The 16,985-nt window shown below is 57.4% G+C and carries 5 protein-coding genes; 1 reads left to right on the forward strand and 4 read right to left on the reverse strand.

The genetic code is table 11. From position 1 onward, the window contains the following. The first annotated feature begins 33 nt into the window (after positions 1–33). Positions 34–1,365 (forward strand): DUF58 domain-containing protein, encoded by a 1,332-nt coding sequence (locus M1D68_RS19865; protein WP_457968081.1) that lies wholly within the window; start codon positions 34–36, stop codon positions 1,363–1,365. An 86-nt stretch (positions 1,366–1,451) separates the two neighbouring features. Here M1D68_RS19865 and M1D68_RS19870 read toward each other — a convergent pair whose 3' ends face one another. From M1D68_RS19870 to M1D68_RS19885, 4 genes are all read right to left on the reverse strand, one after another. Further along, positions 1,452–5,516 (reverse strand): Ig-like domain-containing protein, encoded by a 4,065-nt coding sequence (locus M1D68_RS19870; RefSeq protein ID WP_457968082.1) that lies wholly within the window; start codon positions 5,514–5,516, stop codon positions 1,452–1,454. Then, complete coding sequence (locus M1D68_RS19875) at positions 5,513–9,610, reverse strand: Tc toxin subunit A-related protein (RefSeq protein ID WP_457968083.1); 4,098 nt, start codon at positions 9,608–9,610, stop codon at positions 5,513–5,515. The genes M1D68_RS19870 and M1D68_RS19875 overlap by 4 nt, the downstream gene beginning before the upstream one ends. A 69-nt stretch (positions 9,611–9,679) precedes the next feature. Then, on the reverse strand, positions 9,680–13,246 hold the full coding sequence (locus M1D68_RS19880) for a Tc toxin subunit A (protein ID WP_457968084.1): 3,567 nt from the start codon (positions 13,244–13,246) through the stop codon (positions 9,680–9,682). Between the two features lie 130 nt (positions 13,247–13,376). Next, entirely contained in the window at positions 13,377–16,610 is a 3,234-nt protein-coding gene (locus M1D68_RS19885) for a hypothetical protein (RefSeq protein ID WP_457968085.1), read from the reverse strand. Positions 16,611–16,985 lie beyond the last annotated feature (375 nt).

A 16,985-nucleotide genomic window follows, 5' to 3' on the forward strand; every position in this document is an offset into this window, starting at 1 on the left:
AGCAAGCTCCCTCGCCACGGGAAAGTCGCGACCATGAAACCCTCCCGCCTGCTGCTCGCCTGGCTCGCGATCCTGCTGACCGTCGGCATTGTGCTGGGCGCATTGCGCGCGCTGGGCATCGCGGTGCCCTCGACTTTGCTGTCGATCCACTGGGGCTTGCTGTTAGCGCTGCTGGCCCTGTCGATACTCGACGCGGTGCGCGTCCGGCGCCTGCCCTCGCCCGGAGTCCAACGCCATTTGCCCGGCAGCCTGGCCCTGGGCCGATGGAGTGAAGTGCGCCTGGACATCCGCCACGACCTGCCCCAGCCATTGGAAATCGAGATTTTCGATCACGTGCCCAATGGCCTGGACTTCGAACAACTGCCTGTTTCAGCACAACTACAACCCGGCCAGCTCACCCAGCTCGGCTACCGCGTCCGCCCGCTCAAGCGCGGGCACTTCACCTTCGAACATTGCGAAATCAACCTGCCCAGCCCAATGGGCCTGTGGAGCGATAAACGCCTGATCGACGCGCTCGACAGCACCCGCGTCTACCCGGACTTCGCCCGTCTGTACGACGGCGAACTGCTGGCGGTGGACAACTGGCTCAGCCAGCTCGGCATCCGCCAGCGGCAACGCCGCGGCCAAGGCCAGGAGTTCCATCAATTGCGCGAATTCCGCGAAGGCGACAGCCTGCGCCAGATCGACTGGAAAGCCACCGCCCGCCACCGCACGCCCATCGCCCGGGAATACGAAGACGAACGCGATCAGCAAATCATCTTCATGCTCGACTGCGGCCGGCGCATGCGCAGCCAGGACGGCGAGTTGTCGCATTTCGACCACGCCCTCAACGCCTGCCTGCTGCTCAGCTACACCGCCCTGCGCCAGGGCGATGCGGTGGGCCTGAGCACTTTTGCCAGCGAACAGCCGCGCTACCTCGCCCCGGTCAAGGGCACCGATCAACTCAACGTGTTGCTCAACAGCGTCTACGACCTGGACAGCAGCCAACACCCCGCCGACTACCAGGCCGCCGTCACCCAACTGCTCGCCCGGCAGAAACGCCGGGCTCTGGTAGTGCTGGTGACCAACCTGCGGGACGAGGACGACGAAGAACTGCTGGCCGCCGTCAAACGCCTGGGCCAACGCCATCGCGTGCTGGTGGCAAGCCTGCGCGAAGAAGCCCTCGACCGCCTGCGCCAAGCGCCGGTGCACACCGTGTCTGACGCGCTGGCTTATTGCGGGACGGTGGAATATTTGAGTGCGCGGGCGACGTTGCATGAACGGTTGAGTGCCCATGGGATGGCGGTGTTGCAAGCTCGGCCCGGGGAGTTGGGGGCCGAGCTGGTGACGTTGTATCTGGGGTGGAAGAAGGGTGGGAATTTATAGGCAACAGACGGTTCAGTCGCCATAAAAAACAAAGCACTGTCCCGGTAGCCGTTGCCCAAAGCCAATGGAAGTGATCGAACATAACGTCAGATCTTACTCAAGACACTGCCAGAAATTGGGGGAGACGGGGAAATCTCTCTGAATAAGGGCATCAAGAATTGCAACGCAAACGAATAGTCTCGCACCGTGTTGGTTGAAACAGTCCACCTCAACGGACTGCTCCCCCGCTCCATTACCAAAAGTTCTCCCAACGGCGGATCAAACACCAGGTTCTCGGACTCACTCCCCCGCACGTATTTAAGACAGACCTGGGCATCCGGAGCACCCGCTAAAAAACTGTCGCCGTATTCCAGCTCTATCGTGATCTCGACGGGAGCGGATAGAGTGAGATGCGCATGGGGCCATTCTACAAAATGCCCCCCCACCAAAAGATTGAAGTGCCGAGGCCAAAAATTTTCGCTATTGACCGTTATCACCAGACTGGCTGATTCCCAACCAAACTCCCCTCGCACAGACGCACTGAGCGTGCAATCGCCGCTCCTTGGCGGTATCACAAAGGTAATCTGAGCCTTGCCCTGCGCATCCGTAACAACCGGTTCCAGCACGACACCTTTGAAAAACCAGTGCACCCGCACCCCTTCGACCAATTCACCGGTAGTGGCACTGACCACCACGGCCTCGGCGGTGATCTCTTCTCCCGGCTCACCTTCAAGCCTATCGCTGGTCAGGCTTTCAATCACACAGGGCTCGTTCACATAGTAATCGAACGTCACAACTTCGCTGCCCCCGGCGGAGCGGGCCGTCACACTGCCCGACCCGGCTGCCGTTGCGATGAAACTGATACGAGCCACGCCATAAAAGTTCGTCGTTGTGGCGGCAGACTCCATCGTTTCATCGGTGCCTTCCCATGACACCGGGACCCTTCTGGCCGGCTGTCCCGTCAAAGCACTGATCAAGGTAACTTCAAACGACAAGGTTTCGCCCCAGTCGGCGACCTTTCCTTCCTGACTGCTGCTCGCCAGGACCTCCGTCGGCTCTTGGCTCCCCAGGGAAAAAGCATTCAACGGCGAACGCGCCAACAAGCGCGAGGCCGATAGCTGCAAGTAGAACGCGGCGTCGGTCTGCCCACTGGAGAGGAAAACTGACAGCTCATCCTTGTCGTCCCAAGACCGCTCTATCCCCAAGCCCACCGGCTCGAACATCAATCCCGTCTCCAACTCGTGGGCGCCGCTCATCCCCAGCACCAGCCTTTGGTCGAGCAACGGACTGCCTTCAGGAACGCTGAGCGTCAATTCCGTTCTGTCCGGCAGACGAGGGAAGAATGTCTGATCCCCCCAAGGCCGTTCGCTTTTCGAAAAACTTCGCACCTTCAGGTCAAGCCAAGGATCTTCCTCATGGGCGTAAACGTTAAACGTGTGCTTGATCTCGCTCCCGTCATAAGGATTGCGCACCAACGCCTCGACCTCATGGTCTCCCCCCGACGATGGCTGATAGTTGTGTTGGGCAATGCCGTCCGCCGCGCTCAGGGAGGATTCGCCATCGTCCCAAACCACGCTGACACCGCTCGCTGGTTTGCCAGTGAATCCCGATACGTAGCGCAGGGCCAACCGCGCGCTTTCGTCGTTACTCAACACTGGATCAAACGCGACCTCATAAGGCGTATCGAGCCTGACCAGGTTGTGGCCCAGGTTCATCTCCAGAGCCGAGGGTTGGGCTAGCTCGCCAACGCCCAGGAGATTGATCGTCCAGCGATGCTGCGCGGCAATGCTCGCGCTGGTGAAATCGCAGTGAAAGCGCACGCCGCCAGCTGTCATGGCGGCAGGCTCCGACAACGGTGGGTTGATGATCCAGTCCGAGGGCAAGCTGGGCTCCACGGTGGTTTCGAGCAATAACCCATGCAAACCGCCTAGGTTATTCAGGGGTACGACCGTCAGGTCGTGGGTCGTGCCGATGCAGGGGTACAACGTGACATCGGCGTCCCAGTTTTGGGGCACCTGGTCGAAGAACAACTGGACCTCGGCACTCAAGTCGTCCGGAAGCAAACGAAACGCCAGGTCCAGCGCCTCCATATCGTCCGATATCACATGCAAATCAAACACGCCGCTGGTTTCTGCCACCGAAGCTTCGACGCTCCATTGCGCGCCAGCTTCGGTAATGGGAATCGGAATTTCCATATCGGCAATGACTATCGACTCTGCACTGGCCAAATCTTGCCAACGCAGGGAAACCTCTTTGCCGATCAGAGAACTATCGGCCTCGACCTTCAGATGCAATTGATACGTCTGCCCCATCCGGCAAACCACACCCGCGCCCACCCGCTCGACCGCAACTTCATCGAGCATGAAACTCGCCGTGCTCCATGCACTGGTCGGCAATGTCTCGATCGCAAACTCCTGCTCCAGCGCTGACTCGCCCTCTTTGGGATTGACCCGTGCCACCAGGGTGTAATCACCGTCTGTCGTAGGTCGATCGACCACGCTGGCCCAGCCGCTCGCGCCGGTATAGGTGCGCTGTATTCCTACAGAGGTTTCCCACTCCACCGGCACATCCGCGAGGGGCTCTTCACTTCGGTCCACCACTTGCAACATGCACCAGACGTAGTCTTGCTCATCCACCACCGGCACCCGGTTGGCTTCGCGGACGTCACCGATCTGGAGTTCAAGACCGTGGCGGGCCAACAACATGTGGTTTCGTACCGAAGGCTCCTCCAAGTCGGCGCTGACAAGGCGCAATTGGAACTCCTCGTTCTTCCCTTCTGCGGAAACCAGAGTCCAGAATAATGAAGTTTCGATAGGCACTTCATGTTTAAAGTCAGGCGAGACCGTGACGCCCATCAACGCAGGGTCGCTACCGTCATACTCCAGCCAGACATCGCCCCCGAGCAAAGGGCTGTCGTGGGGAAATATCACCTCGATTTCATACGTTGCGCCACGCTCAGGTCGGCCAGGCTCTTTACCCCAAGGAAGTGGGGTGTCCCTATCGGGGAACTTGACCAGCACAGCCTTCAAGGGATCTTCGTCATGGGCTCGCACCGTGAATGCGTGCGCTGCATGACCTCCGGCATGGAAGAGACTGTCAACGCGGGCCTCTATCTCATGCGTGCCCCCGATAGTGGGAGCGAACACGAATTCGGCGTAGCCGGCGGCATTGGTTTGGCTGATACCAAGCTCCTCCTCACCCAACATCCAGGACACCGGATGATTTTGCATGGCCCCGCCGAGGTAATACGATTTCACATAAACGCCAATCGTGACCGACTGATCATGCTCGATCACTGGTTGGTGGGCCGGTTCCCTAGCACTTTCTACCAGTAACCGATGGTGCCCCAGCGACACGGCAATCTCATAACGATCAGCGTGGTATTTGCTGTAAATCGATAGGTTGAACTGCAGCGTGTCATTACTGGTGGGCGTCGGACAGTCGGCCAGCCACACCTCGTCGATCGATTGGGTTTCATCCCAGTCTGGGTCCAAGACCACCATTTCCTCAGGGTTGTCCAGGCTCCACAGCAACACTTCGGTTCCAGCCCATGGGCTATCCGCCGCGAGCTCGAAGGATATTGGGTGGCTTCTATCGCCCGTCGCACCGTGACAAAGGTAAAGGGTGGGGTTGCCATTGACAGCGTGCACCTCGCCATCGTTGACGATGTGTGTGAGTTCAAGCGGTTCAAGTTCAAGGTGGAAATCGATCCGGGCGATGATGAGATCCGTGCTTTGTGTGGCCGTGGTATCACTCTTTATTTCAAATTCGAACTGGTCGCCTTGATCGACATCAAACTGTACCAGCGAGGTGCAGCGTGTCAGCTCCAGTGCCAGAGGTTCGCTATCGCCCACACGGCTGCCCGTCGGCGGCAGGGAGATTTCCAGGCAGTCCTCTGTGTCGATCCGACGTAGAGAAAAAGTACCGGCGGCATCGCCACGGTTTCCGTAGAGAAAGCTCAGTGTGTATTGCGCACCCGTCGCTTGCGTTGCAGGGGCACATACCTGTTGACGCAATGATGTCCCTTTCCAGAGAGAACAATAATAGATGCTCTGCCCCTCCCATTGGCCCAATTTCCTAGCAGGGGGATTGCCGAAGTTCCAATGCGCAGACGTCTCAAAATGCCCATTGAGGCAAATATTGGTCCGGGTGTTGATGGGTTCCTGGCTCATTTTTCACCTCTTGCGCGGGCGGTGTAGTCTTTCACGTACGTTTGGACTCGGCTGGAAAAGGCCGGCCCGCCCGTTTTGGCGGTGTACCGGATCTTCACGATGACATCAGTGAGGGCCTGCAACTGTTGTTCCGCCCGTGGTTGGTCTGCCCATGGGAAGGCCAGCGTCCATCGAGACACGGCCCCGGTGTTTTCAAAGGGGTTGCGCAACCCCTCCTCGGGTCTCAACGCAGCCATGCCGAAATCATCCACTCCGATGGAAATGGCCATGTGTTCACCGCTGCTAACGTTCAACAGTACGTCGGGGGGGGCAATCACGACGTCGTCTTCATAGAAATATTGCAACGACTGAAGCGAGGGATTGATGGCCGTCGCGCTGCTGACCTGTGTCAGCGTTGCACAGACATTTTCATGGGGACCGAGCAACGTCGGCAGGGTGACGTCCACCGCGCTGATCTGGCGGCAATAGTGGTTGTGATAATCACGGTCATACAGCAACTGAGACAGGCTGAAATTCAACACGCCGCTTTCGCGCAACTGTGCCAGTGCGCCGGCCCAATCATCAGCGTCGTCTTGATCGTAATCGTCGAACAATTGGCGCAGAGACACGGTTTTGACCAATTCGAGGCGTCGCTCGTAGCGCAACAGATAATCGGCTTCCATACGGAGCAAATCGAGCCGTAGCGCATCCCCGGCGGTCAAGCCGTAATGATTGTCCAGCCAGGCATCGGTGCGTATGTGGGAAAGGCCAAACTCCGCCGTCTCCAGCTGCAAGGCTGTTTGCGCGCTGAGGCACAAACTGACGACTTGATCATAGGCCTGATAATGGAACGTCTTGCATCGCCCCAGGTACCAGCGATACAACTCGACACTTGTAGTCCGGGTAAGCAGGAAGTCATAGAGCACCTGGGTCTGGGTATTGGTTTTTAGGATGTACTCCAGATTGGCTTGCGCCGCCGCGACCGCATGTTCCTGGGCGATGATATTGTCATCGATCATCACCAGCTCAGAGGCCGCCTGATCTCGCGCCAGGGCCCATTCTTCACGTCGCCGCCGGTAGCTTTCCGAGGTTGCATCCTTCTCGGCGTCGCTGCGCACCACGTCGGCCCCGATTTGAAACCCAAAAGCTACGGCTCTGGGAAGGCTGCCAAGCTGATGCCCGCCGTTGGCCAGGCCGAACACGTTGGGAAAAGCATCGATGACTGCCGCAGCCATGTGGAAACCCGTGCTTACCGCCGATAATGCCTTGGCGGAATCGAGGTCCGACATAACCTTGTATTCCGCACTGGAAATATTATCCAGATGCAGCTTCGCGTAGTGGGCGCGGCGCTGTTCCGTGATCGCGCGGCTGCTGTGCAACGCCGCCAGGCTGGCCCTTAGCTGAGCGAGGTTTTCCTCTTGCATGGCTACGGTGAAATCGCCCAGTTCGGTCAGGTGGCGTTGCTGCAACAATTCCAGGTCAACGCGGTCTTGCTGTTCCAACAAGCGCATCACTTGATTACCGCACTCTTGCAGATATTGCGTGGCCCGCATGGCCGCATCGAACAACACCCGCCAACGGAATGCTGCCACACGCAAAGGCCCGCCAATGGGCCTGACCGGACCAACACCTCCTGCCGCAAGATGACCGAGCAGATCGGAAGGATTGATCGTGCTGAACAGCTCGACAGACATCGGCCGGCCATCGATGGTCAGGTTATTGCGCAGGTTGTACATGCGTTGGGCCGGCAGGTCATAAAGCTGCAAGACTCGCTGGCTCACCGGCAAGCGGAAGCGCTCCGTACCGATCAAACCGTAGTCCTCGAAGAAGCGGGTCTTGACCGGTAGCCACCCTCGCTCCACCGTCACCTCGCGTTCAAACGCCTTGAGCGCGGCACTGTCTTGCAGCTCCTCGACCAGTTCATCCAAAGTGGCCGGCGTCCATTGGCTGAGAATGCGTGCATGCGGTGGTTCGCCCATCAGATTTTTCGCACGCAAATACTGCAGCTTCGCCGCAACCAGGCTGTCACGCGTCAACTGCCGGTACAGCCAGTCCCCCCAGGCCAGCAGGTTATCGACGTAGTCCAGATAGATCAGCATCTGATAATGCCGCGGAGTGGAATAGGCAATCGCATCCGGATCAGTCGGGCCGTTCGCTTCGCATCCCACCCCGGTTTCGTCGCTGTCCACACTCAATGGTCGGCAACGCCAATAGCGCCGTTTCGGGTCCGCCAAGCGACCGCCCGAAGCAGCGGGGGCCTGGGGATCGAATATGAAATGCAACCATTGCTGGCCTTCGACGAAACGGTCCTCATCCTTGAGCCGTGTCGCCACCAGATGAGGCAAATGAAAGAACAGTTCCCAGAAAAACAACCCATTGGCACCGTCGAACGGCCCGTTGGGCTCGTCTCCTCCGGGTATGGGCGGCTCATCCGGGAACTGGGTGTCCCAATCCAGCACTGCATCGATGGAGACATTGGAACGGGTCACCAACTCTGCGCCGATCAGCGTGTTCAGGCGTACATACTCAAGCGTCAGTTCCGGATCGGTGAGATGCAGGAACTGCGCGCCCCTAAGGTTAGTCTTGAGCACCTCAGGAAGAGGGGGCTCAGCGGGAGCGCCGTTCATGCTCAGCTCAAAGGTCTTTGAGCCCTCGCCCTCCGCTTCCACGGTAATGGTTGCCTTCACATTATCGAAATTGGTGTGTTGCACACAAAGCCAATCAAAAGACCAACCGCCATTCGTGGAGGCGTTCTTTTTTTGCGGAAGCGGGTCGTCTGCTGAGGTATCGCACACCGTTAACGTGAAGTCCTTGGATCCTCCCGTCCCACCCAAGGCCAGCAAAGGGAAGTGCCCTTGTATATAGAGGTGCTGATTGTTATCCGGCATCTGTTTCACAAACGCTTTAAGCGTCATTTTTTGCATCAGGGGGGTCGCATCCGATGAAACGCTTTCGGTCAGGCTGGGAAAGTCCGCCGGCGCGATCCGTTGCTGAAGTGTCTGAGGCTTCAAAAAGCGGACCATGGCCAGATAGTCCATGATCGGATTCTCATCGGGCACTTTTCGAAACAGCGCATCGCGGGTCTCATAGATTTCCACCGGATTAGCTTGTGATTCCTCCAAGCCTTCCATCGCATTGGTCAAATGCACCGCCAGCCGGCCCTTGGGGTACAGCGGGTCGTCGTCATCTCGCAACATCACCGCAATCAGCCGAAAGTTGACGCTGATGTCTTTATCCCATTGCGAAAGATGCAACTGGATGGGCGGCGACCATTGCCCGCCCAAGTTGATGAAGGACACCTTCAGTTCCAACTCATAGGGTTTTTGCAGCTGGTTACCGTCGAACAACGCCGGTCGCCACTCGGCCCAGACCAGGCACAAGCGCCCCCCCCAAAAGACCAGACGGCTGTCGAGGACTTGCACATCGGACTGAATGTCTACCGGTTTCCACTCACTCCAGGCAGCCGGGTTTATTGCCTTGGTGTCCTCCTCCAGCTGGACATCGGCCTTACGCCATAGGTAGCGATACGGGGCTATTCGCTCCCGGCCGACAAAGTAATAATCGGCACTGCGAGCATCGTGTCCATCGACATAACCATTGAGCACGTCGATATTGCATACGTCTTCGAAGGCGCGCAGGTACTGCTGAATGCCCAGTTGCACCGAGTCGGTGGTCAGGCGCGTCTGGTTGAGGTTGTTCTCAAGGGCCTTGAACAAGCTGGTCTTGCGAATACGCGCATAAGGGGTGATGTAATCCTCGGGCATACACTTGAGCAGCTGGCTCGCGGCCCATAGCGGGTATTGGCTGGCGATGTCCCAGTCTTTTAGGTCTTTGCGGTCGAATTCCCGGTTGATGTAGCCCGGTTCGAGCTTTTGATACACCGCATGTATGTATTGTTGAAAACAACTGGCCGCTTCGGCGACCTTGGAGGTCTTGACCTGATGGTTGTCCAAGGGGTCGGTACGCAGCCACTCCAGCAAGTCGTCTGCTGTTGTAATTCCCCCCGGAATATCTTTATTGGCTTCCTTGTCATCAATAGCCTTGATGCCTAAAGCAAATTCGATCAACGCGTCGCGACGCAACGCGGTAGCCCGGGTGACATTTTGCGTTGCCATATTCGTCTCCTAATAGATCGGCGTCGCTATTGTCGGGACGCCCACCGCAGTCGTTGATCGAACGTTGGTTCACTCTTTGAAATCGATGGGCAGGAACGGCAACCCAGCACCCCCGAGTTCGTAGTGAACCGTGGGGGCAACTGTCGCCGCTTCCAAGCTGGTAAACGTCACCTCTGTCAGCCCTTGCGCATTGGTTGAAACGTAGATGGGCAGCCCAGTCACTGGGGGGAGTCGCCACGTTACTGGTGCATTGACAATCGGGTTGCCCCGTCTATCGAGCAGTTGCGCTCGCAACGTCACGTCATTGCCGATTTTTTCTTCGGTGATGAGGAAGTCAGTTTCCACAATGTGAAATTCGATGCTGGCCGAGTCGTGCACCAAATTGATAATGACCCCCGGCTGTGGCTCGCGAGCATCGAGTCGATAGCTGATGACATCGCGCCCCATCGCAGTACCGGCACGCACGGTGACCCTGACTAGACCGTGCTCATTGGTCGTGGCGATCGGGGGCTCGACGGAGCACAGCTTGGCGCTAAAGTAGACATTGACGTTGCGCTGCGCCTCTCCTCCCTTGGTCACCGTGACGGTCAATTCCGTCGTTTGTCCGCTGTTGGCAACCAGCTCGGTGGGGCCTTCGATTGAACAGTCGACCGTCACCTCGTCGTTCACGGCGTCGATACCGTACAACGGCGATGACCGTTTTGGATCAGCCAGGACGGCCGCGACTTGCTCGGCCACGGTTTGATACGCCTCGAACCTTGCATCGGGGACCAGTGTGCCGAGCTTCAGCGTGGTCAAGGCATCGAGCGTGCTCTCAAGGCTGAACGCTCGTAGGCGCGTAAACAGATCGAAGTGCTCAAGATTGCGAATGTAGCCTTGCTTGGGGTTGACCCGAGCAGCGCAGGCGCGCACCTCTTCGACGCTCCAATCAAACAACTCGGCGAGTAATTGGGCGGTATGCTCCTGTACCAAACTGAGCCCGTGATTCGCCAAGTTATCAGGCAACTTGTTGACGAGCTCCAGATAGCTGAGCAACTGCGATTCGTCGGTCTGACTGAGCGCCACGGCTCGGTTGTAAACCGTCAAGTAATACAGCGCACTTGGCAGGAAGGGGCTGGTCCCGGGAACGTTTCCAACACCGTCGCCGATGTTCAGGTACAAGGCCAGAAACTCGGGACTCAACTTCAGCCTTTTCGCAACTTCACTGCGTTGTGCGAAGCCATCGAGCATACCGAGGAACGGATCGCCCGGCACATCCTCCTCTCGCGTAAATATCGCCGACGGATCGACTGTCGTGGTGCGACCCCAAATGTATGAAAGTACCCTGTGCACCGTTCCGCCCGACCAACTGAGTACCTGCAGGACCAAGGCCGATGCTAAACCGCTAAAGACGGCCAGGCCTTCCCGAACCACTGCCTGTTGGCCGGCACGACTGCTCAGTAACACGCCCAGGATTTTCTCGACGGTCTGCTGATTGCCCTGGCCGATCAGTTGACCGACAACCAACTCAACCTGCTCCCGCGCATAGGCTTCGTACGGCGACTCGTCGGTTTCGACCCTGTGGATAACCAGTCCATCCAGATCAGCCAGCCCCAGCAGGTAATTTGTCCATTGCCGCCCGTTGGACAACGGCACAACACCGGCCATGTGCAGCGCCGCCTCGGTAAACAGGGACGCCGAAAGCTGCGCACGGACCTGTTCGAAGAGGCGGCTCTGCACCTGCGAAGGCTCGGACGGATGGGGCACCGGCCTGACATGCTCTAGCGCCCAGGCTTCGTCCAGCTCACTGTCGGCACACCAACGGATCCATCCCTCCAAACGCTGGATCTGCGTCAGCGTATCCGGTGACTGCGACTGGGCATCTGTGTTGATGTATGGCTGTCCAGCCAGCGCACCATGCCAACTGTCGCCGCCCAGCAGATCCAGTACTTGCGCCGCCAAACTCGGAGCGACGCCCAATATCTGCGGCAGCCTCGCCATGCGGTAGAAGCTTGAAATTACAGCGAGGCTACGCTTGAGCCCGCCATGGGCGTGTTCAATCAACGGCGCCAGCGTGAGATAGGTCGCCAGGTCGATATTCAAGCCGCTGCAAATACGCACGACCGTGAAGGCGTCAGCTTCGTCGACCGGTACCAACTCGAACGTACTGTCGTCCAACACCAAGGGAGGGATCGCCAAGGTGTCCGGGTTGAACACCCGGTCAAATTGCGACAGCTCGGAACCGCGTCCGTAAATCGAAACGGCGTCCAGGACGGCTGCAAACTCTTCAGCCGTGCAGTGATAGCGTTCCCGTAACCGCTGAAACAGCCCCATGGCCAGAACCGTGTTGGATGTCATCCAATAGCTGGGCGCCGAGGTGTCTCTAGACGTAGGGTCTATCTCCGCGCGGATAATCGCACTGAGCAATGCATCGGTTTCGTGGCTGGGCAACTGCGTTGCGTTGTCCAAGCGGATTTTGCGATTGAGGCGATCGACCCTGTCCTCCGAGTAGTTGTGAATAAAATTGAATGGCTCGCTTGCGCCGTAGTTAATGCTCATTGTGTTCGCCGGCCCGTCATTGACGAACACCGAGCCTGCATGTCCAGGCGTCACCAGGTCATCTTCCCGTATCACATGCTCAGATACGGTTGTGGCGAACAACTCAACCGATAACAGAGCTTCCAATGCCGATTGATTGAGTTTGGTCCTTTGGTTGAAAAAATAAGCCTGGTTCAGATTCAGCGGTTCAAGACCCAGCAGCCCGAAATTGGCTTTATAGAACGCCTCCTTTTCATCGTTGGTGTCGTTGTCGTTTGGGAAATGGCGATCTTCCGTCAGGATCTCTCGCAAGCCAGGATTAAGTCGGGCAGATTGAATCAGCGCATTATCGGCTGTCGCTCCCCAAGGCAACTCTTCCCGCAGGAAATAAGGTGACACCGGATCACACATCTCCACGACCGTCCCCACGGACATGCCCAGATCCCGGGCAAACTCGTCCAGTGATGTCCAGGGGTGGTGATAGGGCAGTCCGTTAGGGTAGCGACGCTCGCTCAGCGCCCTGTCGATATCAGTGCTCTGCCCCAGGGAGTCCTTGATCGATGCTTCCAGCACCCCGCTGACCACTTCCACGGATGACACAACACCATGGACGGCCACCGGATCGATGCTCATACGGCCGAGGTCGACCCGTCGGGTGTAGAGGGGGTAAGCCTTTTCGGTAGGCCTAAAGCGTTGTTCAGACCAGTGTTTGAGCCATACCGTATAAGCCACCGGAGAATGGATGGCTTCGATCGCATCCCACGGGCACCTGGCGCCAAATTTTGGCTTGAAGACATCCGCATAGGTCGGCCCGTCGACCAATGCCAAGAGCCCCTGGCGCAAGTGCGCGGGTAGTGGTTCGTCAAGAACCAATTGGCTTTCGATGAAGCGGCGCAGCACCCAAGTAGCCAAACCGTTGAGACGCAGTGAGATGGCTTGGGCGTCTTCAATGTCAAGCTCATACTCGCTCACGAGCCCCATGATGCCTTTACGCGCCAGCGCACAAATTGATCCGCCGTCGTCAAGATACTGGTCAAGCGCAGCCAATTGTCGAGTGTTCTGCTCATCGGCCAGCGGTGCATAAAAACTCTTGGCAATGTCTACCGGTGAAGCCTTCATCGTAGTGCTTCCTTTCGATGGGGTACGAAAACCCTCCAGACCTTTTTCGGTGGTCTTGTAAGGGCTATTTGAAGGTCAAAGAGACGGCGCATCTACTGTCAGGTCTGACAGTAGATGCGCCTTATCACGACTAACCGATGTCCGGCGCGTCCTTGGCCTTCTCGACACGTAAGCTATCGCCCCAATCCGAATCGTCCTGCCGGGCCTTGAACCAATGAGGGCCGATGTTCAGCGTCACGGTAGGCGAAGCTGTCCATCGACTGTCGGTAACGGGAAGGTCTGCGACGACAATCTCATGGCTGTCATACCAGTGGGACAACTCAATGGTCTTGCCGGAGTCCCCCTCGCCTTCGAACAGCGGCGCACCCGCAAACCAGTGCCCGGCCGGCGGTGCCGTAAAGAGGGGTGCTTGGGAAAGCAACCGCACCGAATGCCCCTCGCTCCAACCGGAGTCATACCCGTCGCACTCCTGCCTTACGACCCAGCTATGCTGGCCGGCCGGTTTGTCGGCTTGCACCTGGAGCGACCAGGTGCGGTTCGCTTGCACCTGTGTGCGACCCAGCGGAGGATCGAGCGCATCGCTCCATGCCACCACGACCCAGTCGCCGGTAAAACCGAACCCGGAAATCGTCACCGTCGCGCCGGTGTGTTGTTGCAACGCTGGCGACTCGATCACAGGGATTGCCGGCACGGTGATGAACTCTCGGTCGAGGAAATCTGATTCCACCTCGCTGGCGCCAAAAATTTGCTTGGCGCGTAGGACATGCTTGCCCACTGGCAATGGGGACTTCACGTTGTACGCCCAGTAGCCGTTGTGACTCGCGGCGCTTGCCATCCCCAAATAGCAGCCGTCGAGCCACAACTCGACCTTTGCCGTATCGAGTTCGGATGCCTTTCGGGCATACCCATCGATAACAGAGCCTCGCGGCGCGTTGCCGCCGGGCTCGGGATGTTCGATGGTGGGTGGAAACAGGATCACCGTAAAGCCAACTTGCTGACTGCGAGGGGGGGACGGTAATAGGTTGTATTCCTGAACGGCTATCACCTGGCACGTACCAAATGGAAGATCCTGCGAGATAGTGACTGACCATTCGTTCGCTTCTACGGATGCCTGGCCTAGTTGCACCTCCGACACCGCGTCAAGCACGCGCATGATCGCCCCGGGCACCCCGCCGGTGCCGTGAACGACAGGGTTGTGGTCCACCTCCACATCGATGGGAGCCGTGATGACCGGCGTCAAGACGGCTACGTTGAAGCGCCTCTCGACCGGAACGGAGGTTTGCAGGTTAATGGTCTGCGTCACGCTGACCAGATAAGCGCCGGGCATGAAGGCCTCTGGCCGGGTGAAGGTCCAGTCTGTACCGTCAACGATCGCCGGATAGGGCGAATCGGGATCATCTTCAAAGCTGAGATTCACTTGCGCACCGGCCAGGCACGTACCGGAGAAGTTCGGTTCCAGACCGTTATCTCCCACATTTACCACGGGTGGCGGAGCAGGAAGGACCAAGGTAACTTCGACAGTCGGGAGCGATGGCACGCCCTTGAACACTTGACGGGCTTCAATTCCATAGCTCCCCGGAGGCCACGCAGCCGTTGGCGTATAGCTCCAGTTGACTCCATTGACACGGATTTCAGGGATCTCAGGCGTCACAGGTCCCGCGACGTGCAGCTCGATGTACGTAATATTGCTGTCCCAAGTTCTGCCGGTGCCGGAAAACACCGGCTTGCGATCCTGGCCGGGTTGAACATATAGCGTCGGTATCGGAACGGGGATCGTGACCGGCACGATGTCAGCCCAATCAGAATAAATCCGGCCGCCCGCCCCATCGGTAATACTTTGCCGGATGTGCATCCGGTAACTTTCGGGGGGTTGGTCGCGCCAATCGATCTGCCACGCACCCGAGGCTACGTCAGTATTATCCTGCGGTGTACCGTTACCCTGAATATGTAGGTCTACTCTGGCACCGTTGTACCCGGTGCCCGAAAAGCTAACCGTATTTTCGCTGGAGTAGTCCACTTGTATATCGGTCAGTTTTGGTGGCTTTATCTTGAATGCGACTGGATTGCTACGGTCCGATATATCAACTGAATCTTTTTTTAAGCTGACTACCAGTGACTCGCCTCCAGGCGTCACCCTAACCTCACAGCTCCATGCATCTGCTGTTACTCGGCCGTTCCCGACCTCCGTACTTTCATCACCCAGGTAACGATAAGCATGGATAAAGGTGCCTGGGACTCCACCGGTGCCTGACAAAGTAAAAGTCGTATTCTGGGGAACATCCCGATCTGGGCCTGTGATTACAGGAGTCCTGGCCCGAACATTCACAATGTGCCTTGGATGTAATTGCGACCCCACAGAGCCCATTTTTTGCTGAGCGCTGAGTTCATTGGTGCCCCAATTTAATGGCTGATTCAACTCACCAGACCAAGCTCCGCCTTGTACGTTTAAACCACCGCTGATCTCACCCCCGTCGGTGTAGCGCCTAATATAGACTTGCGCGCCGTCTGCACCACTACCGGAGAAACGGGGCGTTAAGGTGTTCACTATCGAACCATTGGCTGGGACGTCGATCACTGGTGGGGCAAAGCGGACTGCTACTACTGTATCCACCGACCAATCGGACCAGCGTCCAGCAATGTATTGGCTGCAAGTAATCCTGAACGAATCATTTAACGCAATCGGCTGGATCAGAGTCGTATCCCACCATCCATCACCCTTAACTGTTGCCTCATGGGCAATCGCACCTCCATTCGCCTGATGAATCCGGACCCTCTTCCCTATCACGCCCTGACCTTCAAGAGTAAAGCACGGTAAGACTTCTTGACCCTTTTGCGGCTTATGTATGGATGGTATTGGGCGAACATAATTTACTGTCGATTCGTTGTAAGCTGACGGATCGCCGCCCGCAGTATCGAAAGTATATCCAAACCCAATGACAACCGACGTAGACGTTGCCGCAATGCGCCCACCTCCATAGATGTTGTGCCATAAACCATCTTGCCGTGCATTGTCATTGGTAATTTCTGTCGGCCCCCAAGAGCCTTGGGCCTCGAAATACAACCTAATATTACCCTCGTGCCGGCCATTATTGCTAACCTTGTACGCTTCTGAGTAGCACTCCACAAAAAGACCTTCAGGGTCCCATATATACCGGACCCTAAGTTCAGCCGTCATACCACCATATCCCACCCCTATCACAACCGTATCCGATAAGGAGTTCGGCTCATCAGCGCCTTCCGACTCACTACGCACATTCGAATCGTTGAAAACTCCCTCGCCAACAACTGCGGGCCCATCGTCGTTAGAGAATGCCTCTGAAGTTTTCTCAGGGTCATGTTGTTCGGTATCGTCATCAATAACCATTTTTCATGCCTCTAGAAGCCTTATCGGATGGCGTATTCACTTCAGGAACAAATGAGAATTATCTAAGTGCTATGGAACGGTGGGCCTCGTTTTTTAACACCTGTCAAACCTGACAGTGCGGATGAACGGTCGCATCGCGCCATCCTTCTCATCGACTACACCACCTTGCGCAACGGACTACACATCCGCCAGAATCCGCCGGCTTGTGCGCCTTGGCCTTGCCCCGTAACGTGATTCGCGTCGCTGACCTCTCAGCGATCGGGTTTAGTCGCTCGGCTATGAAAAACGGTGTGCACAAGCGTCATCCAGTCGGGCCAAAGTCCTGCACTTGATGGTGGCTGTTCGCAGGGCGCCCTCGGGCGCGCCGGGCTTCGT

This window comes from Pseudomonas sp. R4-84 (assembly GCF_054130985.1).

Coding starts and splice junctions, on each gene's coding strand:
- M1D68_RS19865 (WP_457968081.1), top strand. CDS start 34: ATGAAACCCTCCCGCCTGCTGCTCGCCTGGCTCGCGATCCTGCTGACC.
- M1D68_RS19870 (WP_457968082.1), bottom strand. CDS start 5,516: ATGAGCCAGGAACCCATCAACACCCGGACCAATATTTGCCTCAATGGG.
- M1D68_RS19875 (WP_457968083.1), bottom strand. CDS start 9,610: ATGGCAACGCAAAATGTCACCCGGGCTACCGCGTTGCGTCGCGACGCG.
- M1D68_RS19880 (WP_457968084.1), bottom strand. CDS start 13,246: ATGAAGGCTTCACCGGTAGACATTGCCAAGAGTTTTTATGCACCGCTG.
- M1D68_RS19885 (WP_457968085.1), bottom strand. CDS start 16,610: ATGGTTATTGATGACGATACCGAACAACATGACCCTGAGAAAACTTCA.